The 23,709-nt window shown below is 67.3% G+C and carries 23 protein-coding genes; 7 read left to right on the top strand and 16 right to left on the bottom strand.

The features are described 5' to 3' along the window. Positions 1 to 291: 291 nt before the first annotated feature. The 5 genes from DIE22_RS33950 to DIE22_RS33930 all read right to left on the bottom strand — a co-directional run bounded on the left by DIE22_RS33950 (position 292) and on the right by DIE22_RS33930 (position 7,050). A complete protein-coding gene (locus tag DIE22_RS33950; RefSeq protein WP_124607138.1) occupies positions 292 to 1,167 on the bottom strand; it encodes a PilZ domain-containing protein in 876 nt (291 codons plus the stop codon). Positions 1,168 to 1,245: 78 nt separating this feature from the next. Next, positions 1,246 to 3,801: a penicillin-binding protein 1A gene (locus tag DIE22_RS33945; RefSeq protein WP_124498898.1), complete on the bottom strand. Its 2,556-nt coding sequence runs from the start codon at positions 3,799 to 3,801 to the stop codon at positions 1,246 to 1,248. 206 nt (positions 3,802 to 4,007) lie between these two features. Next, entirely contained in the window at positions 4,008 to 5,015 is a 1,008-nt protein-coding gene (lhpH, locus tag DIE22_RS33940) for a trans-3-hydroxy-L-proline dehydratase (protein WP_124498899.1), read from the bottom strand. Positions 5,016 to 5,069: 54 nt separating this feature from the next. Beyond that, on the bottom strand, positions 5,070 to 6,191 hold the full coding sequence (locus tag DIE22_RS33935) for a branched-chain amino acid ABC transporter substrate-binding protein (RefSeq protein ID WP_124498900.1): 1,122 nt from the start codon (positions 6,189 to 6,191) through the stop codon (positions 5,070 to 5,072). A 121-nt stretch (positions 6,192 to 6,312) separates the two neighbouring features. Continuing rightward, positions 6,313 to 7,050, bottom strand: coding sequence for a FadR/GntR family transcriptional regulator (locus tag DIE22_RS33930; RefSeq protein WP_124498901.1), 738 nt, complete (start codon positions 7,048 to 7,050; stop codon positions 6,313 to 6,315). Positions 7,051 to 7,316: 266 nt separating this feature from the next. On the opposite strand from DIE22_RS33930, the gene lhpI reads away from it, so the two are divergent. The 3 genes from lhpI (at position 7,317) to DIE22_RS33915 (ending at position 9,661) form a co-directional block, all read left to right on the top strand. Next, complete coding sequence (lhpI, locus tag DIE22_RS33925; protein WP_124498902.1) at positions 7,317 to 8,252, top strand: bifunctional Delta(1)-pyrroline-2-carboxylate/Delta(1)-piperideine-2-carboxylate reductase; 936 nt, start codon at positions 7,317 to 7,319, stop codon at positions 8,250 to 8,252. Positions 8,253 to 8,456: 204 nt separating this feature from the next. Beyond that, positions 8,457 to 8,864, top strand: a complete 408-nt coding sequence (locus tag DIE22_RS33920) for a response regulator transcription factor (RefSeq protein ID WP_124498903.1) — start codon at positions 8,457 to 8,459, stop codon at positions 8,862 to 8,864. A 17-nt stretch (positions 8,865 to 8,881) separates the two neighbouring features. Then, the gene (locus tag DIE22_RS33915; protein ID WP_124498904.1) at positions 8,882 to 9,661 is read left to right on the top strand and encodes a helix-turn-helix domain-containing protein; all 780 of its coding nucleotides are present in this window, start codon (positions 8,882 to 8,884) and stop codon (positions 9,659 to 9,661) included. A gap of 18 nt (positions 9,662 to 9,679) precedes the next feature. Here the strand turns inward: DIE22_RS33915 and DIE22_RS33910 are convergent, their stop codons facing one another. From DIE22_RS33910 to DIE22_RS33885, 6 genes are all read right to left on the bottom strand, one after another. After that, entirely contained in the window at positions 9,680 to 10,018 is a 339-nt protein-coding gene (locus DIE22_RS33910) for a metal ABC transporter ATPase (RefSeq protein WP_124607137.1), read from the bottom strand. A gap of 161 nt (positions 10,019 to 10,179) precedes the next feature. Next, a complete protein-coding gene (locus DIE22_RS33905; protein WP_124498906.1) occupies positions 10,180 to 10,419 on the bottom strand; it encodes a UDP-glucose 4-epimerase in 240 nt (79 codons plus the stop codon). 16 nt (positions 10,420 to 10,435) lie between these two features. Next, positions 10,436 to 10,726: a DUF1488 domain-containing protein gene (locus DIE22_RS33900; RefSeq protein WP_124607136.1), complete on the bottom strand. Its 291-nt coding sequence runs from the start codon at positions 10,724 to 10,726 to the stop codon at positions 10,436 to 10,438. Between the two features lie 115 nt (positions 10,727 to 10,841). Beyond that, entirely contained in the window at positions 10,842 to 11,240 is a 399-nt protein-coding gene (locus DIE22_RS33895) for a DUF488 domain-containing protein (protein ID WP_124607135.1), read from the bottom strand. A 130-nt stretch (positions 11,241 to 11,370) separates the two neighbouring features. After that, positions 11,371 to 12,573, bottom strand: coding sequence for an amino acid aminotransferase (locus DIE22_RS33890; RefSeq protein ID WP_124607134.1), 1,203 nt, complete (start codon positions 12,571 to 12,573; stop codon positions 11,371 to 11,373). A gap of 43 nt (positions 12,574 to 12,616) precedes the next feature. After that, positions 12,617 to 14,002 (bottom strand): amino acid permease, encoded by a 1,386-nt coding sequence (locus DIE22_RS33885; protein ID WP_124498910.1) that lies wholly within the window; start codon positions 14,000 to 14,002, stop codon positions 12,617 to 12,619. Between the two features lie 319 nt (positions 14,003 to 14,321). On the opposite strand from DIE22_RS33885, the gene DIE22_RS33880 reads away from it, so the two are divergent. Then, complete coding sequence (locus tag DIE22_RS33880) at positions 14,322 to 14,795, top strand: Lrp/AsnC family transcriptional regulator (RefSeq protein ID WP_077219217.1); 474 nt, start codon at positions 14,322 to 14,324, stop codon at positions 14,793 to 14,795. A gap of 45 nt (positions 14,796 to 14,840) precedes the next feature. On the opposite strand, the gene DIE22_RS33875 is transcribed toward DIE22_RS33880, so the two are convergent. Further along, entirely contained in the window at positions 14,841 to 15,752 is a 912-nt protein-coding gene (locus DIE22_RS33875) for an EamA family transporter (protein WP_124607133.1), read from the bottom strand. A 347-nt stretch (positions 15,753 to 16,099) separates the two neighbouring features. On the opposite strand from DIE22_RS33875, the gene DIE22_RS33865 reads away from it, so the two are divergent. Together DIE22_RS33865 and DIE22_RS33860 are read left to right on the top strand one after the other, a co-directional pair. Then, a complete protein-coding gene (locus tag DIE22_RS33865; RefSeq protein ID WP_124607132.1) occupies positions 16,100 to 17,773 on the top strand; it encodes a phospholipase C in 1,674 nt (557 codons plus the stop codon). A gap of 109 nt (positions 17,774 to 17,882) precedes the next feature. Continuing rightward, positions 17,883 to 19,301 carry a cytochrome-c peroxidase gene (locus DIE22_RS33860; RefSeq protein WP_124498913.1) on the top strand — a complete coding sequence of 473 codons (1,419 nt, stop codon included), beginning with the start codon at positions 17,883 to 17,885 and terminating at the stop codon, positions 19,299 to 19,301. A gap of 24 nt (positions 19,302 to 19,325) precedes the next feature. Here the strand turns inward: DIE22_RS33860 and DIE22_RS33855 are convergent, their stop codons facing one another. Further along, on the bottom strand, positions 19,326 to 20,057 hold the full coding sequence (locus tag DIE22_RS33855) for a class I SAM-dependent methyltransferase (RefSeq protein ID WP_124607131.1): 732 nt from the start codon (positions 20,055 to 20,057) through the stop codon (positions 19,326 to 19,328). Positions 20,058 to 20,150: 93 nt separating this feature from the next. Continuing rightward, a complete protein-coding gene (locus DIE22_RS33850) occupies positions 20,151 to 20,570 on the bottom strand; it encodes a type VI secretion system amidase immunity protein Tai4 (RefSeq protein WP_124498915.1) in 420 nt (139 codons plus the stop codon). A 383-nt stretch (positions 20,571 to 20,953) separates the two neighbouring features. Between DIE22_RS33850 and DIE22_RS33845 the strand changes: the two genes are divergently transcribed. Next, a complete protein-coding gene (locus DIE22_RS33845) occupies positions 20,954 to 22,069 on the top strand; it encodes an HPP family protein (protein WP_124498916.1) in 1,116 nt (371 codons plus the stop codon). A gap of 310 nt (positions 22,070 to 22,379) precedes the next feature. Here DIE22_RS33845 and DIE22_RS33840 read toward each other — a convergent pair whose 3' ends face one another. Next, complete coding sequence (locus tag DIE22_RS33840; protein ID WP_124498917.1) at positions 22,380 to 23,399, bottom strand: 2-dehydropantoate 2-reductase; 1,020 nt, start codon at positions 23,397 to 23,399, stop codon at positions 22,380 to 22,382. 133 nt (positions 23,400 to 23,532) lie between these two features. Then, a partial coding sequence (locus DIE22_RS33835) for a formate dehydrogenase subunit delta (protein WP_124498918.1) occupies positions 23,533 to 23,709 on the bottom strand: 177 nt, incomplete at its 5' end.

The following is a 23,709-nucleotide window of genomic DNA, read 5'->3' as shown; positions in this document are numbered from 1 at the left end:
GTTACCTCCAGATTGTTTTGTCAGGCGCTTCGGACTCGGTGGTCGTTGCGCATGAATGAAAGTCTAGGCGGCTCAGCTATCAGGGTAAATACTTAAATCACAAATTCACTGTTGACCGAATCCGTACAATTGCCGCGCATTCGGTCGAATGCGTCAGATGATTATCGTCGCATCCGCAACCAATAAGCTGCGGCAGGCTTTCGCATGCCCCGCCCGGGCGGAGCGAGCCATCGGACCGCGGGCAACCGCCCCGCGGCTGCCGCGACTGTCACGTTTGCCCCGTTCGAAACATCAGCGAACCGGATCGGCCTCCGCTGCTCCCAACGACGCGTCGAACAGCAGCGCCTTGAGGCAAATCCGGTCGGCGGCGGCCATTTCGCCGAAGGCAGCGTGGTGAAGCGTCCAGCCCGGCGTCGCCGGATCGACGTGCGCCGCGCGCACCGTGCCGTCGAGCGTCAGCAACGCGACGCGATCCCCGTCCGAATAGGGCAATTGCACGCTCAAAGGCTCGCCGGCCGCCGCGAGCGGCCGGTCCACCGCGATCGACAATCCGTTCAGGCTCAGATCGCGAACGATCCCGATGCCGTCGGCCTGCGCCGGCCCACCCGTGCAGCAGGCCGCGATCCGTACCGGCACGCGCGGCTCCGCGCGCGTGCGCAACCGGTCGACGAAGCCCGGCGGCGACAGCACCATGTACGGCGCACCGCCCGAGGCCTGCACCGCTTCGACCGTCGCACCGAAGCGCGACACCGCCGACCGGCCGATCGCGACCGCCTCGACGTCGTCGCCGCGGGCAAAATCGAGCACGACCGCCGGCTGCGGTTCGACGAACAGCGCGCCCGATGCGCCGACCCCGATCAACCGGCAGCGCTGCAGCACGCGCGTCGTGCCGACCCGCCGGCGGACGCCGATCGCGGCGCCGGCCGACAAGCCCATGCGCATCGCCGCCGGCGCCGTGTCGTGCGTCGGCGCAGCGGGCTCGGCGTCATTGCACCGGCGGACGGGCCGGAAGTGATCGAACAGGAAGGCATGCTGCGCGGGATCGCGCAGCGTGGTGCCGGCGGGCAGCAGCGCGGCGCCGCCCGCATCGTAGAGATCGAAGCCAAGCGGGACGCCGGTGCAGACGTCATCGCGCGCGAGCGCGACGTGATCGGTGATAAGCCGCATCGGAAAGGCGCGGAGCGACCGCGCGAGCTGTCGTGACAACGTTATTACGGCAGCATCGCGCGAAATCTGAACGGCTCGTTACTCCGAACCGCTGGTCGCGCCGGGTGAAACCGGCGTCGGGGCCGGCGCCGGCGACGGTGCAGCCGCGGGCGGGACGGCCGGTGCGGAGCCGACACCGCCGCCCCCCGTTGTGCCCGAACTCGTCGCGCTGCTCCCCGCCGCCGGCGGCTGCACGGCCGGCGGTTGCGACGCGCCCGCCGACATCGCGGCGGCCGACGCCGCCACCTCGGACGCCGGAACCCATTCCTCGACGATGCCGCCGGATGCCGCCTCGGGCGCCGACGCAGCGGATGCGGCCGACGCAGCCGCTGCGTCCGCCTCCTCGGGCTGACGCTCGATACGCTGCGTCCTGACCGGCGCCGGTGCCGTCTTCGGCTCGGGCCCGAACCATCCGTCGACCAGGTCCGTCACCCGTTCGCGCACGGACGCGAACCAGCCGGGCGACGGCTCGGTATCGAATCTCAACTTCGTGTCGACGATCCGGGCGCGTTGCGCGCGCTGGAAAAAGTCGCCGACGATCGGCAGCGCGCTGTGCGCGCCTTGCCCCCAGTAGTCGCTGCGCAGCGTCACGCGGCCGTCGTCGAAGCCGACCCACGCGCCGGCCACCAGCCCGGGCTGCATCAGGATGAACCAGCCGTCCGCGTTGTCCTGCGTGGTACCGGTCTTGCCTGCCACGTCGCCGCGAACCCCGAAGCGCGTGCGGATGCTGCTGCCGGTGCCGCGCGTCACGACATCGCGCATCACGTCGAGCAGCGTCTTGTCGGTTTCGGCGTCGAGCGCGCGCTCGGGCGGCGCCGGCGCGTATTCGGCGAGCACGTCGCCCTGGCGGTTCTCGATGCGCGTCACCATTTGCGGCTCGGCGTACAGCCCGCCGTTCGCGATCGTCGCGTACGACGCGACCATCTCCTTCAGCGTCACGGGGCTCGTGCCGAGCGCCAGCGACGGCACGCGCTCGAGCGGGCTCTCGCGCACGCCCATGTCGCGCGCGAGCCGTGCCACGGCCGCCGGGCCGACCTTCTCCATCACCTGCGCGGTGATCCGGTTGCGCGACAGCGCGACCGCGTCGCGCAGCGTCATCGGCTTGCCTGACGGCGGCGCGTCGTCGTTCGGCCGCCAGATCTCGCCGCCCTTCAACGGAATCTCGACCGCCTGGTCGATGAACGTGTCGTCCGGCTTCATCCCGTTCGCGAACGCGGCACCATAGACGAACGGCTTGAAGGTCGAACCCGGCTGGCGCCGTGCCTGCGACACATGATCGAACGGCTCGTTCGTGAAATCGCGGCTGCCGACCCACGCGCGGATCTGGCCGCTGCGCGGATCGATCGCGACGAAGCCGGCCTGCACGTCGGTCTTCGCCTTGCACAGGGCGCGCATGAAACCGCGGTCGGCGGCGAGCTGCTTCATCGCGGCCGCATCGTTCTTGCCGGCATCCTGCGCGGCCTTGTACTCGGGCGACTCGCGCATGAAGATGCGGAACACCTCGTTGTCGGTGCCGCAGCCGTCGCGGCCGCTCCAGGCGTTGTTCGCGATGCCCTGCAGCTGGTTCGCCTGCTGCGTCAGCGCCTGGGTCGCCATCTGCTGCAGCCGGGAGTCGATCGTGGTGCGCACGATCAGCCCGTCCGAATAGATGTTGTAGTCGTTGCGGTCGGCCCAGCCGATCAGCCATTTGCGCAGTTGCTGCGCGAAGTGCGGCGCGGGCCCCGGCGGTTCCTTCTGGCGCTCGAAATCGATGCGCAGCGGCCGGCGCTGCAACGGCGCGAACTGCGCCGGCGACAGCTTGCCGTACTTCACCATCTGGCCGAGCACCGTGTTGCGCCGCTGCAGCGCGCGCTCGGGGTTCAGCACCGGGTTGTAGTAGCTGTTGCCCTTCAGCATCCCGACGAGCGTCGCGCTGTCGAGCACGTCGAGTTCGTCGGCCGACTTGTCGAAATAGGTGCGCGCGGCCATCTCGACGCCGTACGCGTTGTACAGGAACGGCACCGTGTTCAGGTAGGTCTCGAGGATCTGGTCCTTGCTGTAGACGGCCTCGATCTTCAGTGCGGTGATCGCCTCCTTCACCTTGCGCGTGAGCGTCGGCGCGCGGCCGATCTCGTCCGGATACAGGTTGCGCGCGAGCTGCTGCGTGATCGTCGAGCCGCCCTGGCGGTTGCCCGAGAACGTATGGAGCGCGGCCGACGCCGTGCGTTTCCAGTCGAGGCCGTGGTGCGCGTAGAAGCGATGGTCCTCGGTCGCGATCAGCGCATCGACCATGTGCGGCGAAATCTGCTTGAGCGACACCCATTCGCGGTTCGACGGCTTGAATTCCGCCAGCAGCTTGCCGTCGGCGGACAGCACCTGCGCGGGCTGGTCGACGCGCGCCTTGCGGATGTCGCCGATGCCGGGCGTGAACGGAATCAGCAGCAGCACGTACAGCAGGAACAGCGCCGGCACGGCGGCGGCCGCCAGCAGCATGCCGCGGCGCGTCGGATGACGGAGATGGTGCCAGGCGGAGGCCAGGACACGCTTGACGGGCACGGCGGCAGCGGCCGCGACGGGTTGGGCGCGCGCAACCCATTTGGCACAGAGGTCACGCACTGACGACACGTTTCGGCGATTCACGCGGGTGGGGGATCTGCTGGAAAGGCTGCATCGTACCAAAACTCGCGCGGCACACCGGCCGGCGGCCGTCCCGGGGCCGCCCGAACGGCATCCGGTCGCGCATTTTTACAACAAAAAAGGCGCGCGCCCCGCACCGGGACAACGCGCCAAGCCTGGTACAACCGGGTGCCGTGCGCCGGCGTTCAGCGCACGAGGAAACCGTAGGTCAGCGGATCACGCTCGTCGACGATCCAGTTCGCGAATCCGCAGATGTGCGCGCGGCCCTCCACTTCCGGGATCACGGCCGGGATGTCGCCGACCGTCGTCTCGCGCAGCACGCGCCCCTTGAACACCGTGCCGACGATCGACTCGTTGACGAGCGTGTCGCCGGCCGCGAGCAGGCCGCGCTGGTACAGCTGCGCGACGCGGCCGCCGGTGCCGGAGCCGGTCGGCGAGCGGTCGACCTCGCGATCCGCGAACACGCAGCAGTTCGCCTGCGTCGAGCCCGGATGGCGCGGCGCGTTCGCGATGATCGTGCCGTAGATATGGTTGATTTCGGGAATCTCGGGATGCACGACCGGATATTTCGCGTTCGCGGCGGCCTTCACTTCCGCGCCGAAGCGGATCAGCTTCTCCACCGCCGCCTCGCGCACCGGCAGGTCGAACGGCGCGCCGTCGACGTAGAAGTAGAACGCGCCGCCGTACGCGATGTCGCCGGTCACGGTGCCGAACGACGGCGTGTCGACCGACACGTCGCGCTGCCAGATGAACGACGGCACGTTGACGAAGCGCACCGGCCCCGCGTGCTCGCCATCCCATTTCACGAACGCCTCGATGAAGCCGCACGGCGCGTCGATGCCGACGCGCGTCTCCGGCACCGTGCGCTGCACCCAGCCGAGCTCGACCGCGGCGGTCGACAGCGCGATCACGCCGTGTCCGCAATGGTCGCTGTAGCCCTCGTTGTGCAGGAAGATCACGCCGAAATCCGCGTTCGGCGACACCGGCTCGGTCAGGTAGCCGCCGTACATGTCGGCGTGGCCGCGCGGTTCGAACATCAGCGCACGGCGGATCTCGTCGGCATGCTCCTTGAGCCACGCGCGGCGCTGGACGATCGTGTCGCCGGGCAGGCGCGGCAGCCCGCTCGTGACGATGCGGAACGCTTCGCCGCCGGTATGGACTTCGACGGTGGAAAGGGATCGGGAAATTTTCATGAGGATCGCAAGCGTGAAGACGAAGGACGGCGCGCCGGCGCCGTCCGGTGGCGGTTACTTCGCGTACGGCTCGGGCAGCCCGTTGCGGATCACGTAGACGGTGGTCGGCGCGCCCTTCAGGTCGCCGTGTTCGTCGAACGCATAGGTGCCCGCGACACCCGCATGATTCGACTTCGCCAGCTGCGCGATCAGCTTCGCCTTGTCGGTGATCGTGCCGGCCTTGACCATCGCATCGGCGAGCAGCTTCACACCGTCGTAGTAGTTGACGCCGTAGACCTGCGTGTCCGTGTGGTAGGTGTCGTGGTACTTCTTCAGGAATTCGCGGCCGGCCGGCGTCTTCTCGAGCGCGACGCCGCCCTGCGCGCAATAGACGATCGACGCGGCCTCGCCCGCGACCTTGCCCATGTCGGCCGAGCAGATGCCGTCGCCGCCGAGCAGCTTCGCGCGCAAGCCGCGCTGCTTCATCTGCTTCGCCATCGGCGCGCCCTGCGCCGCATAGCCGCCGAGGAAGATCACGTCGGGATTGCTGGCCTTGATCTTGGTGAGAATGCCGAGGAAATCGGTCGCCGACGAGTTCGTGTACTCCTGGTCGACGATCCGGATCCCGTTCGCCTTCGCGACGTTCGCGAACTGCTCCGCGACACCCTGCCCGTACGCGGTGCGATCGTCGATGACCGCGGCGGTCTTCGCGTTCAGCGTCTTCGCGGCGAAGGTGGCCATCGTGCCGCCGAGCTGTTCGTCGCTTGCGCCGATCCGGAAGATGTTCTTGAAGCCCTGGCGCGTGAGCGCCGGGTTCGACGCGACCGGCAGGATCGGCACGCCGGCGTTCGCATACACGCGCGACGCGGGAATCGCGACGCCCGAGTTGTACGGCCCGAGCACCGCGACGACGCCCTTGTCGACCAGGTTCTGCGCGACCTGCACGCCCGCCTTCGGGTCGGCCTGGTCGTCCTCGGACACCAGCTTGAACGTGACCGTCTTGCCGGCCACCTTCACGCCCGCCTTGTTGAGCTCGTCGACGGCGAGGCGCGCGCCGTTTTCGTTGTCCTTGCCGTTCGCGGCCTGCGGGCCGGTCAGCGGCGCCGAATGGCCGATCGCCACGACTTCCTGCGCGTGGGCGGATGTCAGCGCGCCGGCGGCAACGGCCACCGAGAGCGCGGTAACGAGGTGTCGCATGGTGTCTCCTGATTGGTTTTGTGCGAAACCAATGTAGGACACGTTTGGTTGCCACGCAAGCAGTTTCAAAATAATTTTTGCGATTCTGGTCAAATTTCAGACCAGAACGATGCGGCCTGCACTACTTCGGCGTGATGTCGCGCCGCACGCGGAGAATATGCTGCTCGACGTAGAACGCGGCTGCCTCGGCGTCACCGGACACGATCGCCTCGTAGATCAGCCGGTGCTCGGACACGTAGAGCCGGATCCGGCCCGCGTCATAGATGCCGTCGTCCTTCAACCGCTTCCACAGCGGCTGGTCCATGGTCTTCGCGACTTCGTCGGCGATCTTCACGATCAGCGCGTCGCCGGTCATCAGCGCGAGCTGCCGGTGGAACAGCCGGTCGCTCTCGTTCCACAGCGCGCGCTGCCGCGGGTCGTCGACATCGGTGATGGTTTCCATCTGCGCGAGATAGCCTTCGGCGACCGGATCGGCGCGGCCGTGCGCGGCCGCGAGGCGAGCGATCGCGGGCTCGAGGATGAGCCGCACGTCGAGCGTCGACGTCGGGCTGAAGTCCGCATCGGGCGCGCTTCGCGCGTCGCCGCGCCGCGCGAGCACGTCGAGCGGCGCCGGCACGACATAGGTGCCCGAATTGCGCTTCGTGAACACCAGCCCTTCGTTCTGCAGCGCGCCGAGCGCCTCGCGCACCGCCGGCCGGCCAACCTGGAACAGCGCCGCGAGCTCGCGTTCCGACGGCAGTCTCGAATCGGCCGCATAGCGTCCCGCGCGGATCTCGTCGCGGATCTTCTCCGCGACCTGCTCGTAGATCTGCAGCGGCCGGAAACCGGCTTCGAGGGATTCGTGACGCGCGGACATCATCTGGGGCTCCTGCCCGGTCGGGGTCGTGGTTCGGGACGGGGTGCGCACCATACCGGAGCGGCACCGGGGCCGGTATTGTACGACGGCCCATCTGGACCGATATTAGAACCAAAATCGGCAATCTGCTTGATTTTCCGGCTTGCCGGACGGCCAGCAACTGGTATAAATTTGATCCAGCCTGTCTGCCGGCGCGATTTCCGGCAACTTCCGTGGCGAGCGCGCCATGCGCCCGTCGTCCACGCCCACCGACACAACCGACCGACACGATGACCGCTCACTCCCGGATTCCCGCTTTCGATGCCGCCGAAACGGCCGCGCTGCTCGACTACCCGGCGCTGCTCGCGACGCTCACGCACACCGTCGCCGAGTATGCGGCCGGCGAGATCGTCAGCCCCGAACGGCTCGTCGTGCCGCTGCAGGCGGGCGGCGTGATGCTGTCGATGCCGTCGAGCGCGCGCGACCTCGCGAGCCACAAGCTCGTGAACGTGTGCCCCGGCAACGGTGCGCGCGGGCTGCCGACGATCCTCGGCCAGGTCACTGCATACGATGCGACCACGGGCGAGATGCGCTTCGTGCTCGACGGCCCGACGGTCACCGGGCGCCGCACGGCGGCCGTCACCGCGCTCGGCATCCAGGCGCTGCACGGCGCCGCGCCGCGCGACATCCTGCTGATCGGCACCGGCAAGCAGGCGGCCAATCACGCGGAAGCGCTCGCGGCGATCTTTCCGGACGCACGCCTGCACGTGCGCGGCTCGCGCGCCGACAGCGCGGCCGCGTTCTGCGCCGCGCACCGCGCGCAGGCGCCGCGGCTCGCACCGCTCGGCGGCGACGCGATTCCCGATGCGATCGATGTCGTGGTCACGCTGACGACGAGCCGCACGCCCGTCTATCGCGAAGCGGCGCGCGAAGGCCGCCTCGTGGTCGGCGTCGGCGCGTTCACCGCGGACGCCGCCGAGATCGACGCCGACACCGTGCGCCACAGCCGGCTCGTCGTCGACGATCCGGCCGGCGCGCGCCACGAGGCCGGCGACCTGATCGTCGCGCAGGTCGACTGGCAACAGGTCGCGTCGCTCGCCGACGTGCTGCGCGGCGCATTCGAGCGCAGCGGGCCGCTGCTGTTCAAGAGCGTCGGCTGCGCCGCATGGGATCTGGCCGCGTGCCGCACGGCACGCGATGCGCTGGACGCGCGCCAGCGCGGCTGATGCGCCCGCGGCGACGACCGGCAGCCACCGACTGCCCGCCGCACGACGCACCACGCACCACGCACGCCGGGCATCGCGGCACCGGCGTCGCCATCCCTTTCCCATACGCGTTGTAGGAAACGACCTACAACGCGCCGAAGCGGCCTACACAAACTTCCAGTTCGGCCGATTTCATTTTTGGCGGCACAACACGATACTGCCGGCATGAATGCCAGCCTGTCACCCGCCGCCGCGCTCAGGGTGTTTCTCGTCGATCACGCGCTTGCCGTCCGGCAACGGATTGCGCTGCTCGTCGGCGCGATCGACGGTGTCGCGGTCGTCGGCGAAGCGGAGGACGGCCAGGACGCCTGGACGCACATCCGCAGCAGCCACGCGGACGTCGTGCTCGTCGATCTGCGGCTCGCGGACGGCAGCGGCCTCGACCTGATCGGGATGCTGTCGAAGGCCACGCCGCGCGTCGTCACGATCGTGCTGACGAACCACTCGGCGCCGGCATTCAGAGAGGCATGCGCGACGGCCGGAGCCGACTACTTCTTCGACAAGACCGTCGAATTCGACGCCGCGTGCCACGTCATCGAATCCCTGGTGCACGCTCGCGCGCATCACCCCTGACCGAGCCGGAGTGACTCATGTCCACAGCCACCGCCTGCGCCGCCGCCCCATCCGTCGCGCCTCGGCCAACGATTCCGCTTCCCGCGGTCCCACGCAACGACGGCGCGAAACAACCCGCCGCGCGCTGTTCGGCTTGCCTGATGCGCTCGCTGTGCCTGCCGCCGCAACTGACCGCCGCCGAGTACGGCCGACTGGACGCGATCATCTGCTCGACGCGCCAGGTTCGCCAGGGCGACGCGCTGTTCCGCACCGACGATCCGTTCCACAGCTTCTACGCGGTGCGCGCGGGCTCGTTCAAGACGGTGATGATGCATCGCGACGGCCGCGAGCACGTGACCGGCTTCCAGATCGCCGGCGAAACGCTCGGCATGGACGGCATCGGCGGCGGCCAGCACTGCTGCGACGCGATCGCGCTCGAGGACAGCGTCGTGTGCGTCATCCCGTTCGGCGCGCTCGAGGCGGCGTGCCGTGAGATGAAGCCGATGCAGCATTTCCTCTACCAGATGCTGAGCAGCGAGATCGTTCGTGAATCGAGCCAGATGCTGCTGCTCGGCACGATGTCGGCGGAACAGCGGGTCGCGCATTTCCTGCTGAACCTGTCGTCGCGCTTCGAGGCGCGCGGCTATTCGGCATCGGAATTCAACCTGCGGATGACGCGCGAGGAGATCGGCTGCTATCTCGGCATGAAGCTCGAGACCGTCAGCCGGATGTTCTCGCGGTTCCATCGGGATTCGCTCGTCGAAACGCGCGGCAAGCGCGTGCGGATCATCGACGCGCAGGCGCTCGCGCAGGTCTGACGCACGGCGCGGCGCCCATCATTGCGCGGTGGCGCGCGTCGCGACCGCTTCAGGTTCGCCCGCCCGCCACGCGGACAGCACCCGCTCGGCCTGCGCGAACGCGCGGCCCATCGCCTCGATCACGTCGTCGCCCGTGCTGCACGGCAGCGATGCCGGCGCGCGATCGCGCATCAGCAGTTCGAGCAGCACGTCGTAAGTGCGGCTGCCGTCAACGCTCGCGTGCGACTCGATCAGCAGACGGCAATCTTCCAGCCGCGCGCGGAATCGTTCCAGCCGCACCAGTTGCACTCCCGCTTCTGCTTCCAGCGCGGCGGAACCCGCGAATCCGACGCAGACGATCTGCATGCCCACGCCCATGGCGCTCCTCCTGACGGGGTCGCCACTCGCCGACCGCGTGCCTGTCCCTGTGTGTCTCTGTCCTACGCGCGGCGCATTCCTCCAGCACGCAGCGCGATGACGGCCGCGGCGGTGATTGCCCTGGCGGCAGTGCATCCGTGCCTCCATCGGCACGATGCGGTTCACACGCTGAATGTCTGCGACGTCTTCATTTCGATCCACGTCATTCCGGCCCGCAGCCCTTCGATCGCAGCCTCGTGCTCGGTCGGATACGCGTGACTGTGCTCGAACGTATGATGAAAGCGCGCCGCGCCCGTGCCGTGCTCGACCGACACGCGGCAGCGGAACTCGCCGGATTCGCACGGCCGCGTCTCGACTTCGACCGACCAGTCGCGCTCATGAATCGTGCCTTGCAGTGTCATGCATCCTCCTGCGGTATCAGTCGTCCATCCGGAAGTGACCGCTGTGCAGCAACACCGGCCGGCCGCCGATTTCGTCGAGCATCCGTCGTGCCTTCGCCTCGATCGCCGGCCGGTGCGTTTCGAACGCATGCAGCAAATCCCGTTCGAGCAGCGACGGCGCACCGAAATGGTCTTCCAGCGCTTCGGCCGTGATCGCGCACTGCACGCAGCGGCCGTCGACCAGCGCCGAAAACGCGACGACCAGATCGCGCGCGCAGTATTCGGGCGGTTCCGGTGGAAAGACTATCTGCATGTGTCCGCCTGTCATCGTCGGGACGATTCATGACATGAGCATAGCGGCGCGCGCCACCGCACGCTTGACCCACGTCAACCGGTTCGCTGCGCCGCACGACGCGGCGCCCCGTCGCACGGCAGGACGGCGCTCAGCCTGCGTCCGCGTCGATCGCCGCACCGCGCTCCGCCAGCAGCTCGCGCAGCACGCTGCGATGGCAGCGGCGCTCGTCCTCGCAGTAGCAGCCGATCGAGAACGCGCTCGTCGCCGACAGCGCGGCGAGCAGGTCGAGCACCTTCGGCGCGTCGCCATGCGCCATCTCCGCGCGGAAGTGGCGCGTGAACGCGCGCCACTCGGCGTCGGTCTCGGCAGCCAGCGCCTGCGCGACGAGCTCGGGGCTCGGCGACAGCGTCGGCAGCCATACATCATAGTAGTTGCGCGACGCGAATTCCGCCTTGGGTACGCCGCGCGGCGGCCGCCGCACCGTGCCGATCCTCAGGCCCTCGCCGGCCGCGCGCGGCGTGCCGAGCCGTACGATTCGAATAGCCATGCCGCTCCTTCGTATGCGTTCGATTCCCCATCGTACCGCCGCCCCGCCGCCGCGCAACAAAAAACCGGCTGCCTCCACGGGGGGGACAGCCGGTTTCGGCGATGCGCCCGGGCGCCCGGAGGCGCGCCGGTCAGACGCCGCTCTTCAGCACCTTGCCGATTGCATCCGCGACGATGCCGACGTTCGAATCGTTCAGGCCCGCGACGCACATGCGGCCCGAACGCAGGATGTAGACGCCGTGCACGTCACGCAGCGCGTCGACCTGCGATTCGGTCAGGCCCGTGTACGTGAACATCCCGCGCTGCTTCACGTAGCGCGTGAGTGCTTCACCGCTGACGTGGTCGCGCAGGCCGTCGTGGATCGACTGGCGCATCCGCGCGATGCGGCGGCACATCGCGGCGAGCTCTTCCTCCCACTGCTTGCGCAGCGCGGGCGTGCCGAGCACGGCCGCCACGACCTTCGCGCCGTAGGTCTGCGGGTTGCTGTAGTTCGAGCGCACCGCGCCGGCCAGCTGGCCCAGCACGCGCTCGGCCGCGGCCGCATCCTCGCAGACGACGCTCAGGCCGCCGACGCGCTCGCCGTACAGCGAGAAGTTCTTCGAGAACGAGTTCGCGACGAGCGCCGGCACGCCGCGGCGGGCCAGCTCGCGCACCGCGAACGCATCCGCGTCGAGACCCGCGCCGAAGCCCTGGTACGCCATGTCGACGAACGGCAGCAGCCCGCGCGCCTCGATCACGTCGATCAGCTTCTCCCACTGGCCTTCGTCGAGATCGACGCCGGTCGGGTTATGGCAGCACGCGTGCAGCAGCACGATGCTGCGCGCCGGCAGCGCATCGATCGCCGCGAGCATCGCGTCGAACTTCAGGCCGCCCGTCGCTTCGTCATAGTACGGGTACGTGTTCACCGTGAAGCCCGCGCGCTCGAAGATGAAGCGGTGGTTTTCCCAGCTCGGGGCGCTGAGCCACACCTGTGCGTCCGGGAAGTAGCGCTTCAGGAAATCGGCGCCCACCTTCAGTGCGCCGGAGCCGCCGAGCGTCTGCACGGTCGCGATGCGGCCGGCCGCGCGCGCCGGGTGATCGGCGCCGAACACGAGCGCCTGCACGGCATCGCGATACGCGGCGAGGCCGATCATCGGCAGGTAGGGCTTCGGGCCGAGGTCGCGCTGCAGCGCGATTTCGGCTTCGCGCACGGCGCCCATCACGGGAATCCGGCCTTCGGCATCGAAATAGATGCCGATGCTCAGGTTGACCTTCTGATCGCGCGGATCTTTCTGGAAGTTCTCGTTGAGCGTCAGGATCGGATCGCCCGGGTACGCGTCGATGTGTTCGAACATGGCTATGTCGGTCTCGTTTGGGAGAAGGGTCGTGTTGCCTGTGTCAGCGGGCGGACGCGCCCTCGCGCATCGCGTAGTCCGCATTCTTCTGACGGAAGCGATACCCGATCGCGAGCACCGCGAGCCATACGGGGATCAGGTACACCGACAGGCGGAGATCCGGTGTCAGGTACATCACGACGAGAATGCCGGCCATGAACGCCAGGCACAGGTAATTCGTGAAAGGATAGCCCAGACTGCGGAAGGAAGTCTGCTCTGCCGCGATGCGCTTGGCCTGGCGGAACTTCAGGTGGATCAGCGTGATCATCGCCCAGTTGATGATCAGCGCCGACACGACGAGGCCCATCAGCACCTCGAACGCCTTGCCCGGCATGAAGTAGTTGACCAGCACGCACGCGCCGGTCGCGAGCGCCGACGCGCCGAGCGCGGCGAGCGGAATACCGCGCTTGTTCACCGAGCACAGCACCTTCGGCGCGTTGCCCTGCTTCGCGAGGCCGAACAGCATCCGGCTGTTGCTGTACACGCCGCTGTTGTAGACCGACAGCGCGGCCGTCAGCACGACCACGTTCAGCACGTTCGCGACCAGGTTGCTGCTCAGCGCGTGGAAGATCAGCACGAACGGGCTGCCGCCGGTGACGACCTTCTCCCACGGATACAGCGACAGCAGCACCGCCAGCGCGCCGATGTAGAAAATCAGGATCCGGTAGATCACCTGGTTGGTCGCGCGCGGAATGCTGCGCTTCGGATCGTCGGCCTCGGCCGCGGTGATGCCGATCAGCTCCAGGCCGCCGAACGAGAACATGATCGCCGCCATCGACATCACGAGCCCGGATACGCCGTTCGGGAAGAAGCCGCCGTGCTGCCACAGGTTCGCGATGCTCGCTTCCGGCCCCGCATGGCCGCTCGCGAGCAGCCAGCCGCCGAAGCCGATCATCCCGACGATCGCGGCGACCTTGATGATCGAGAACCAGAACTCCGTCTCGCCGTACGACTTCACGCTCGCCAGGTTGAGGAGGTTGATCGCGACGAAGAACACCAGCGCCGACACCCAGGTCGGCACGCCGGGCCACCAGTACTGCACGTAGATGCCGACGGCCGACAGCTCGGCCATGCTGACGAGGATGTACAGCACCCAGTAGTTCCAGCCGGACAGGAAGCCGGTGAAGTGACCGACGTACTTGTCGGCGAAGTAGCTGAACGAGCCGGCGACCGGCTCGTCGACGACCATCTCGCCGAGCTGGCGCATGATGAAGAACGCGACGACGCCGGCCACCGCGTAGCCGAGCAGCACGGACGGGCCGGCCATCCTGATCGTCTGCGCGATGCCGAGGAACAGCCCCGTGCCGAGCGCGCCACCGAGCGCGATCAGCTGGATGTGCCGGTTCTTCAGCCCCCGCTTCAGGCCGTCCTTCTCGTTTCCAGAAACCATGTCTTCTCCATTCTGCCCGCCTCCGCCGGAAGCGGTGCGGCGCGCCTCGGTGTGCCGGGCGCTGTTTTGCTGTGCCGGCGGCCGTTCGTGGAGCCGCCGGGTTGGGGACTGCAATCTTCGCGCGGCAACGCCCGATTCCGGTCGGCAGGCCCGCCAGACCGGCCGCCGGCCGTCGCCCTCGCCCGCATTGCCGCGGACGCACACGAAAATCCGGCGTCAGTTTAGCGTCGCGGCGGCGAAATCGGGTTGCGTAACCCGCTCATGCAAACCCTACATTATGAGATAAGATTGCATCCAGGAGACAAATGAGGAAACAAAAATGCCTGAACCGGTTCTCGACCGCATCGATCGCCACTTGCTGTCGGTGCTGCAGGAGAACGGCCGCGCGTCGAACCTCGACCTGGCGAAGGCCGTCGGCCTGTCGCCTGCGCAGACGCTGCGGCGCCACCGCCGGCTGGAGGAGATCGGCGCGATCCGCCGCTACGAAACCCGGTTGTGCCCCGATACGCTCGGGTTCGGCGTCACTGCGTTCGTGCACGTGACGATGGAGCGCGGGCATATCCGCGACTTGTCGAAGTTCCAGAAGCTCGTGTCGGATCTCGCGCAGATCCAGGAATGTTTCTCGGTCACGGGCGATATCGACTACGTGCTGAAGGTCGTCGCGCACGACCTGAAGGGGCTCTCCACGTTCCTGCTCGAAACGCTGATGCGCATTCCCGGCGTGAGCGGCGTGCATTCGAGCGTGTGCCTCGATGAAATCAAGTGCACGAGTGCGATGCCCGTGGAAGCCTGATGCGCTGCCGCGCGATACGCCGGGCGGCGCGCGCGGCAGTCATGCTCAGCGCACCGCCTCGAACGCGCTGATCAGCAGCGCCCCGCAAGCAATCACCAGACACCCGATCGCGCGACGCGGCGTCAGCCGCTCGCCGAGGTACGCGCGCGCGATCAGCGCCGCGAACACCACGCTCGTTTCGCGCAGCGCCGACACCGGCCCCATCGGCGCGCGATCCATCGCCCAGATCACGATCCCGTACGCGAGCGCCGCGCACACGCCGCCGCAGGCGGCCTTCGCCGTTTCGCCGACATCCCGCGCGAGCCGCAGCGGCCCCGCGCGCAGGCGGTAGTACGCGGCCATCAGCAGCCCGGTCAGCGCGAACATCCATGCGGCATAGCCGACCGTGCTGCCGCTTTCCCGCACGCCGATCCCGTCGACCACGCTGTATGCGGCGATCGACACGCCGGTCGCGAACGCGGTCGGCAACACTTGCGTCATCCGGTGTTGCGCGCCGCGCCCGCGTTCGAGCCCGATCGCCATGATGCCGGCGCAGATCAGCACGAGTCCGCCTTGCGCGCCCGCGTTCAGGCGCTCGCCCGCGAACGCCGCCGCGCCCAGCGTGACGAGCAGCGGCGCGGTGCCGCGCGCGACCGGATACGCGACGCTCAGGTCGCCGTGCTCGTACGCGCGCACCAGCAGCAGCGTATAGACGACGTGGATCACCGCCGACGCGACGACGCAGGCCCAGCTCGCGGGCGTGATCGGCGCGGCGGCCGGCAGGAACAGCAGCGCGAACAGCCCGATCGCGATCTGCAGCACCGTGGCCGAGCGCAGCCGGTCGCCGCTGCTGCGCACGAGCGCATTCCATGACGCATGCAGGAAGGCGGCGCACAGGACGGCAAACAGGACGGGAATCGGCACGTTGAATCCTCGCTGACGGCCGGCAACGCGAAATCGTCGCCGCGGGCCGATCATCGTATGAATGCGTCACCCGATTGTCAAAAAAGCGCGCGGCGCGACATCGCGGACGAACCGGCCCGCCGCGCACTGCGGGCCGCCCCGCGCGGCATTCGCGGCTCCGGCCAGGCATGCCGCCGAATGTGTCGCCGAGGTTGCATCCGCTTCATCCCTTTCCGCTTTCTTTCGCCGCGCGTCGCGCCGTAATGGAACCGATACCGCGGCGCAACCGTCGCGAAACCGCTCCGCCCCCATATCTTCATGCCGTGCTGTTTCAATGCTGGTGCGCTGTCACGCGCTCCGCGCCGAACCGACACGGCGACGGGGCCGATCTCCACCATCGAAAACCTGCCTGGAGTTTCCCGATGTTTCGTCAAGCCTTGCTCGTCACCGCCTGCGCCGCCGCAGCGCTTGCGCTGTTCGCCTGCGGCGGCAGCGACGATCCGACGTCGACGCCCGCCGTGTCGTCTCAGGATGCGCTGCGGACCGCCACGCCGATCAAGCACGTCGTCGTGATCTACGGCGAAAACGTGTCGTTCGACCACTACTTCGGCACCTACCCGAACGCATCGAACCCGGCCGGCGAACCGGCGTTCACCGCCAAGTCCGGCACGCCGACGGTCAACGGGCTGACGGGCACGCTGCTCACCGCGAACCCGAACTTCACGAACACGGCCAACGGCACCGACGCCGCGAACCCGTTCCGCCTCGACCGCACGCAGGCCGCGACCGCCGACCAGAACCACGCGTACACGGCCGAGCAGCAGGCCGAGGACAACGGCCTCGCCGACCTGTTTCCGAAATACACCGGCAAGGGCTCGTCCGGCGGCGCCGGCGCGTTCGGCACGAAGGGCCAGGTGATGGGCTATTTCGACGGCAACACCGTCACCGCGCTGTGGAACTACGCGCAGCGCTTCGCGATGAGCGACAACGCGTATACGACGGTCTACGGCCCGTCGACGCCGGGCGCGCTGAACGTCGTGTCGGGCCAGACCAACGGGATGCAGATCGTCAAGGCGTCGAAGCAGCCGTCGACGCTCGCCGCCACCTCGTACTACGTCAACGACGGCCAGGGCGGCTTCACGATGATCAACGACGTCGACCCGGGCTACGACGTGTGCTCGAGCACGACCGACCAGGCGATGATGAGCGGCAAGAACATCGGCGACCTGCTGAACGGCGCGAAGATCACGTGGGGCGGCTTCATGGGCGGCTTCAACCTGTCGACGACCAACGGCAACGGCACGACGGGCTGTAACCGCAGCACCGTCGCCACCGCCGTGAACGCCGCGACGGCCGACTACATCCCGCACCACAACTGGTTCCAGTACTACGCGTCGACCGCGAACCCGCAGCACACGCGCCCGAGCGCGGTCGCGGCGATCGGTTCCAGCCTCGAAGCCGACGGCAAGACGGCCGAGCCGGCGAACCACCAGTACGACAGCGACGACTTCTTCGCGGCCGTGAAGGCCGGCAACTTCCCGTCGGTCAGCTTCCTGAAGGCGCCGGCCGCGCAGGACGCGCACGCGGGCTATTCGGATCCGCTCGACGAGCAGGCATTCGTGACGAAGGTCGTCAACTTCCTGCAGCAGCAGCCCGACTGGCAGAACACGGCCGTGATCGTCACCTATGACGACTCGGACGGCTGGTACGACCACGCGTACACGGCACCGACCCGTGCGTCGTCCGATGCAGTCGACCAGGTGAACGGCGACGGCAAGTGCGGCTCGGGCGGCACGACCGGCGTGAACGGCGGCACCGTGAACGGCCGCTGCGGTCCGGGCGTGCGCATCCCGCTGGTCGTGATCTCGCCGTATGCGAAGCAGAACTACGTCGACCACACGATGATCGACCAGGCGTCCGTCGTGCGCTTCATCGAGGACAACTGGCTCGGCGGCCAGCGCATCGGCGGCGGTTCGTTCGATGCGACGGCAGGCGACCTGCGCGGGCTGTTCGACTTCGCGTCGAAGCCGAATACGGCGCCGCTGTATCTCGATCCGACGCAAGGGACCGTGCTGAGCGCGGCGCCGTCGATCTGACCGGCAGTGCATGACCGGTAGCAGCAAGCAGCAGGCCGGCGCATCGTGCGCCGGCCGTTTCCATTTGACGCGCCGCCTTCTACGCGGCGCCCGACTTTCGACCGACAGCATGACAGCTCGTCCCGCGTTCCCGCCTCCCGACGCATCCGGCGCCGCCGCGCCGCGTTCCCCTGCCCGCGTGCTGCGCCGCGCGGCGTTCGTGCTCGGCGCGGCCGTACTCGGCTACGGCGTGTTCGCGATCGCGTTCCCGGCCCGCACGCCGGCGGCGATCGGCGACGTCGTCGCCGGCTGGACGGGCGCGAATCCGCATCCGGTCGTGCTGCAGCGCCCTGCCGCGCAGCCGCTGTCCGCGGTCGCGCGGCTCGGTCGTGCGCTGTTCTTCGATCCGTCGCTGTCGGCCTCCGGCAAGCAATCGTGCGCGTCCTGCCACAGCCCCGATCATGCGTACGGGCCGCCGAACGCGCTGGATGTCCAGCCGGGCGGCCTCGCGATGACACAACACGGGTTTCGCCCGCCGCCGTCGCTGATGTACCTGTACCGCCAGCCGAACTTCAGCATCGGCCCCGATGCCGGCGAAAACGACGCCGCGCCGAGCGTCGCGCAGCAGGCCGCAGCCGCGGCCGGCGTCGTCAAGGCGCAGAAGGTGGCCGGCGCGTCGGCCGCGCCGCAGCTCGTGCCGCAGGGCGGGATGTTCTGGGACGGCCGCGCCGATACGCTGCAGCAGCAGGCGTTCGGACCGCTGCTGAATCCGGTCGAGATGGCGAATGCGGGCATCGACGACGTCGCACGCAAGCTCGCGCAGTCGTCGCATCGCACACGGTTCGAGCAGTTGTTCGGCGCGCGCGTGTTCTCCAGCCCGCAGCTTCTGGTGTCGGAGGCGATGTTCGCGATCGCGCGGTATCAGGTCGAGGATCCGTCGTTCCATCCGTACGACAGCAAGTACGACCGCTGGCTCGAGGGCCGTGCGCGCTTGACGCAGGCCGAGTTGCGCGGGCTGCGGCTCTTCAACGATCCGGACAAGGCGAATTGCGCGGGCTGCCACCTGTCGAAGCCCGGCAAGGACGGCCTGCCGCCGATGTTTACCGACTACCAGTACGAGGCGCTCGGCGCGCCGCGCAACCAGGCGCTCGCGCAGAACCGCAACCCGGCGTTCTACGATCTCGGCGTGTGCGGGCCGTTCCGCGACGACCTGAAGGACCAGACGCAGTATTGCGGGATGTTCCTCACGCCGACGCTGCGCAACGCGGCGACGCGCCACGTGTTCTTCCACAACGGCGTGTTTCATACGCTCGACCAGGTGATGGCGTTCTACAACGAGCGCAGCATCTCGCCGCAGAAGTTCTATTCGCGCGGCGCGGACGGCAAGGTCGACGAATACGACGACATTCCGGCGAAGTACCGTGCGAACGTCGACGTGACGGATGCACCGTTCGACCGCAAACCCGGCGAGAAGCCCGCGATGACCGCGCAGGACATCAAGGATATCGAAGCGTTTCTCGGCACGCTGACCGACGAGCCGGCACGCTGAGCATCGGCCATCCGCCGCGCTTCGTCAGCAGCGCGCGCGGATGCAGAGGAAGGCCGGCGCCAGCGACAGCTCCGCGTGGAGCCGCGCCGACACGGCCTTCATCCCGGGCAGCGACGTGGGTTCGACGAACCGGTCGAGCCGCCAGCCGGCGTCGGCGAGCGCGTTCAGGATGTCGCCGAGCGGCCGGCGCCACGCTTCGACATAGGGCTTCGGTTCGCCGAAACCCGACCAATGGAAGCCGAAACGGCTCGTCTCGAAGTACGTGCCGTCGCCGCGCGTGCGCTCGTCCATCCAGTCGCGCATCGGATGCGCCATCGAGAACACCAGCGTCGCGCCCGGCCGCGCGACGCGCCGGAATTCGCGCAGCGTCGGCGCGAGATCGCGCACGTAGTCGAACGCGAGCGAACACAGGATCTTGTCGAACGCATGGTCGGGCAGCCAGTCGAGCGGCGCCGCGAGATCGCCCTCCGCGACGTCGACCGCGAGCCCCGCACAGCGCGTTCTCGCAAGCGCGACCATCTCGGGCGTGAGGTCGAACGCGCGGACGGTCGCGCCGTGGCGCGCGAGGTGCTCGCTGCAGATGCCGGGCCCGCAGCCGGCGTCGAGCACCGTCAGGCCGTCGACGTCGCCGAGCAGCGCCAGCGTCGCCGGCCGCTCGTAGAGCGCGTTGTGCGCCTTGGTCGGCGCGATGTCCGCGTAGCGTTGCGCGAAGGCCGCATACACGCGGCGGGCGGAAGGTTCGTTCGGATCGGTCATGCGGCATCCGTCGGCGGGAATCGGGGGTTCGATTCTGCACGATCGGGGGGCGGATGGCGATGTTCGGCGTGCCGGTGCTGCGGCGCCTGCGGACTAGCGCGGGTTCTCGGCCCGATACGTGCTGTTCGGGCGCAGGACGAGTTTCTTCGCGGCGGCATCCAGTTCCTTGCCGTGATACAGGTCCATGCACTTCAGGTAGTCGAATTTGACGTCCTTGATTTCCGATTCGACAACCGGATTCCGGTAATCGCGTCCAAGGTACTTCGCCAGCAGCGCATGAACGACATCTGGCGCACGCTCCATGTCGTAGTAGGTCCAGTCGCGCAACGCATTGACGCTACTACCGATATCCTTGCCCACCCCAGGCGCCGGCTTGTATGCAGTAGCCAGGCACTCAGCAAGCACCATGTCCTTGAAGTTCTGGAGGTAGGTGCGTGAGCCTGCCTCCGGCGAAGCGTGAGCCACTTCCTTCCCTGAAACCATCGCAGGTTGAATCGCAACGCATGCCAGCATGACCACGATCCTACCCACATTTGGTGCGGCGGCATTCTAATATCGGCCGCGAACGTCGCCTGCCGATCGCGCGGAATATCCAGATCCATTGCCGCCGAGCGCTCCGTTGCTCGTGCCATTCGCGCGTCGTGCAAAAAGCAAGAGGAAACGGCAAGCCGCGAAAGTTTACAAGCCGCTCACGCCGGCTTGTGTGTAATGGAATGGGTAAATGGAGACCTCTGAGCGCCCACAAAAACAAGCATAACGCATGCATTATATTTTCCATCAAAAACATCAATTGTTGATATTTCTTGCCGGAGGCTATTCTGGCCGCACCCGACGCGTGACGGTGGTTACTGTTCAACAGCTCGGGGGATGATTGCCAACCAGTCCTGCCGACGCTTATGTCACATTCTGAGATTATCGAATGGCTTGCGCGCTTCGCCCCCCATCCGGCAGCGCCGCAATGGCGGGAGCGCGTTCGCCGGTGCGTCGGCGCGCTCATCGGTATCGCATTTACAGGCCTTGCAACCCACGTGTTGTTCGGCCAGGCGGGGAACATCCCGCTCCTCGTCGCCCCCATGGGCGCGTCGGCCGTGCTTTTATTCGGAGCCTCGGACAGTCCGCTGGCCCAGCCGTGGTCGATCATGGGGGGCAACCTTGTTTCGGCCTTCGCGGGTGTGGCCTGTGCGCGATGGATTGAAGACCCTGTCACCGCTGCGTCTGTCGCCATTGCACTCGCCATCTGCGCGATGTTTGCCTGCCGATGCGTGCATCCTCCTTCGGGTGCCGTCGCATTGACCGCGGTGCTCGGCGGTCCCGCCGTACATGCGCTGGGCTTTAGCTTCGTCATCGTGCCGATCGCATTCCAGTCAGCCGCATTGCTGTCCTTGGCGCTGGCCTTTCATGCGCTCACGAGACATCGCTACCCGCGCGCAATGGCAGCCGCGGCGCTCGATGCGAACCATACAGGTGCACCAGGTCCCGGGGCGACGATATTGGGAGCGTCGCCCCAATCCGGAAGGGAGACGTTCATTGGCGCGCGTGGCAAGACGTTCGAAGAACTCACCTGCGAAGACGTCATGTCCACAACAGTCCGCGCTGTGCCTGCGTCGATGGAACGAAAAGCAGCATGGGAACTGCTCAAGCGTCATCGTGTATCGATGCTGCCTGTCGTTGACGCGATGAATCGCGTGGTCGGCATGGTGACGCACCACGAACTTGCGGATCTGCCTCCGGCCGGCATCTCGCGCGCATGGCGTGCACTGCGCCGAGATTTTGTGCGCCGTTCGGGAATCGTCGAAGAAACAGTGGAGGCCGTCATGGCCGACTGTATCCATGCGGTTCATCTGGCGACGCCGCTGGCTAGCCTCGTACAAGTATTCACAGACCATGCGTATCACGATGTGCCCGTGTTGAACGATGACAGACGGCTCGTCGGTGTGGTCAAGCATTCGGATATGATCCGGTGGCTCCATCGTGAAGCACGAGCCGCTCGATTTCTCGTCGATGCCGGTTGAGCGTGCGTAATGTGATCGCCGTAGAAGTGTCCGAGTCAACCGTCGACCGGCATCCAGTCGAGCCGCTCTCCTCTACCGCGCCCACGCCCCCCGCTTACTGCTACACCGCCTTCAATGCTGACGGAGGTGAAAATACAGCACTACATGGCGGCGCACGCTCGAGTTAAGCATAAAGCGACCAATCACAAGCGGCCCTTGTGGCCGCCGGTGGTCCGTGAGTTGTTTCAGAACGGGAGGTCGATGTCATCGGGCCCCGGGGCGATCGTTGCTGGCGCCCCGGGTCAGGAGGTTGGAGCAGATTCCATTTCCCTCAGGAGACGCTGGCAACTTCCGGCGTCGCACGAGCAACCGGCAACGGCCGCTGCTGCGCAATCTGTTCGCGGAGCTTGATCAGCGCCAGCACCGTATCGATCGTCGGCGTCGCCTGTCCAACGAGCCGGCCCATTTCCTGCACGACGGTCAGAAGCGGGTCGATCTCCATGGGACGGTTGGCTTCGAGGTCCTGCAACATGGACGTCTTGTGTGCCCCCACCGCACCAGCACCGTCGATGCGCCTTTCGACGTCGACACGGAAATGCACGCCGAAGCGATCGGCGATCGTCTTGGCTTCAAGCATCATCGTCTTCGATACTGCTCGCGTCGCCGGGTGACTGGTAATGACGTCGAGCGTTGCATGGGTCAACGCGCTGATCGGATTGAAGCAAAGGTTACCCCAGAGCTTCAGCCAGATCTCATCGCGGATATTGTCGCGGATAGGCGCATCCAGATCTGCCGCAGTCATGATCTCATGCAGTTTCTGGATTCTGTCGGTGCGCTCGCCGCTGGCCTCGCCGATCGGGAATTTGTTGCCGTAGACATGGCGAACCACGCCCGGTTCGACGATTTCCGCTGCCGGGTACACCACACAACCGATCGCACGTTCCGGCCCAAGCACGTTCCACTGCTTGCTGCCCGGGTCGACGCTTTCGAGCGTGGTACCGGCAAATTCGCCACCATGCTTGTGGAAGTACCAATAGGGAATGCCGTTGACTGCGGTGACAATCGCCGTGTCGGGCCCCAGCAGAGGCTGCATCAGGTCAACCACGCCCGCCACCGAATGCGCTTTCAGTGCAACGATCACATAATCCTGCGGACCAAGCTCACGCGGATCCGATGTACAACGCACCCTCACGACGCGTTCGTCACCGCCGATCTGCAAACGTACACCGTTTGCCCGCATGGCGGCGAGGTGGGGACCACGCGCCACTAAACTTACCTCCGCGCCGGCAGACGCGAGTTGCGCGCCAACGTACGCACCGATCGCACCGGCGCCATAAATGCAGACCTTCATCTGTCTCTCCTTGCTCCAAAGTCACGAATGTTGTCTCTTCAATTCAGCTCGTGCCTTGCACAGGCTTTCAGCGGCAAGCGCAGGCTGCGCATCATGTTGCAGTCACGCTTCGCACCGCTGCTGGCCTACACGTCTATGTTTGAGCGGGCATCAGCTCGGAGCGATACCCCGCAAGCGCCAGTCGCACGATCGGACACAATGCCTGACCGTTTGCCGTATCGAGCGCCGCCAGCAGCGCACGCCGCATCCGCGGCTCCCAGAAGCGCCGGATATGCTCGGCGATTCCGGCCAGCGCTTCTTCGCGATCGGG

The sequence above is a fragment of the Burkholderia sp. Bp9142 genome (genome assembly GCF_003853415.1).
Lineage (GTDB): Bacteria > Pseudomonadota > Gammaproteobacteria > Burkholderiales > Burkholderiaceae > Burkholderia.
The sequence above is the reverse complement of the archived record's forward strand: the minus strand, read 5'-3'. Positions and strand labels throughout refer to the sequence as shown.

Excerpts from the sequence above, each read along its gene's own strand:
- DIE22_RS33855 (WP_124607131.1), bottom strand. The coding sequence starts at position 20,057 with ATGACCGATCCGAACGAACCTTCCGCCCGCCGCGTGTATGCGGCCTTC.
- DIE22_RS33900 (WP_124607136.1), bottom strand. The coding sequence starts at position 10,726 with ATGACAGGCGGACACATGCAGATAGTCTTTCCACCGGAACCGCCCGAA.
- DIE22_RS33910 (WP_124607137.1), bottom strand. The coding sequence starts at position 10,018 with ATGGGCGTGGGCATGCAGATCGTCTGCGTCGGATTCGCGGGTTCCGCC.
- DIE22_RS33840 (WP_124498917.1), bottom strand. The coding sequence starts at position 23,399 with ATGAAGGTCTGCATTTATGGCGCCGGTGCGATCGGTGCGTACGTTGGC.
- DIE22_RS33915 (WP_124498904.1), top strand. The coding sequence starts at position 8,882 with ATGTCCACAGCCACCGCCTGCGCCGCCGCCCCATCCGTCGCGCCTCGG.
- DIE22_RS33905 (WP_124498906.1), bottom strand. The coding sequence starts at position 10,419 with ATGACACTGCAAGGCACGATTCATGAGCGCGACTGGTCGGTCGAAGTC.
- DIE22_RS33865 (WP_124607132.1), top strand. The coding sequence starts at position 16,100 with ATGTTTCGTCAAGCCTTGCTCGTCACCGCCTGCGCCGCCGCAGCGCTT.
- lhpI (WP_124498902.1), top strand. The coding sequence starts at position 7,317 with ATGACCGCTCACTCCCGGATTCCCGCTTTCGATGCCGCCGAAACGGCC.
- DIE22_RS33850 (WP_124498915.1), bottom strand. The coding sequence starts at position 20,570 with ATGCTGGCATGCGTTGCGATTCAACCTGCGATGGTTTCAGGGAAGGAA.
- DIE22_RS33885 (WP_124498910.1), bottom strand. The coding sequence starts at position 14,002 with ATGGTTTCTGGAAACGAGAAGGACGGCCTGAAGCGGGGGCTGAAGAAC.
- DIE22_RS33880 (WP_077219217.1), top strand. The coding sequence starts at position 14,322 with ATGCCTGAACCGGTTCTCGACCGCATCGATCGCCACTTGCTGTCGGTG.
- DIE22_RS33930 (WP_124498901.1), bottom strand. The coding sequence starts at position 7,050 with ATGATGTCCGCGCGTCACGAATCCCTCGAAGCCGGTTTCCGGCCGCTG.
- DIE22_RS33950 (WP_124607138.1), bottom strand. The coding sequence starts at position 1,167 with ATGCGGCTTATCACCGATCACGTCGCGCTCGCGCGCGATGACGTCTGC.
- DIE22_RS33895 (WP_124607135.1), bottom strand. The coding sequence starts at position 11,240 with ATGGCTATTCGAATCGTACGGCTCGGCACGCCGCGCGCGGCCGGCGAG.
- DIE22_RS33860 (WP_124498913.1), top strand. The coding sequence starts at position 17,883 with ATGACAGCTCGTCCCGCGTTCCCGCCTCCCGACGCATCCGGCGCCGCC.
- DIE22_RS33935 (WP_124498900.1), bottom strand. The coding sequence starts at position 6,191 with ATGCGACACCTCGTTACCGCGCTCTCGGTGGCCGTTGCCGCCGGCGCG.
- DIE22_RS33920 (WP_124498903.1), top strand. The coding sequence starts at position 8,457 with ATGAATGCCAGCCTGTCACCCGCCGCCGCGCTCAGGGTGTTTCTCGTC.
- DIE22_RS33875 (WP_124607133.1), bottom strand. The coding sequence starts at position 15,752 with ATGATCGGCCCGCGGCGACGATTTCGCGTTGCCGGCCGTCAGCGAGGA.
- DIE22_RS33890 (WP_124607134.1), bottom strand. The coding sequence starts at position 12,573 with ATGTTCGAACACATCGACGCGTACCCGGGCGATCCGATCCTGACGCTC.
- lhpH (WP_124498899.1), bottom strand. The coding sequence starts at position 5,015 with ATGAAAATTTCCCGATCCCTTTCCACCGTCGAAGTCCATACCGGCGGC.
- DIE22_RS33845 (WP_124498916.1), top strand. The coding sequence starts at position 20,954 with ATGTCACATTCTGAGATTATCGAATGGCTTGCGCGCTTCGCCCCCCAT.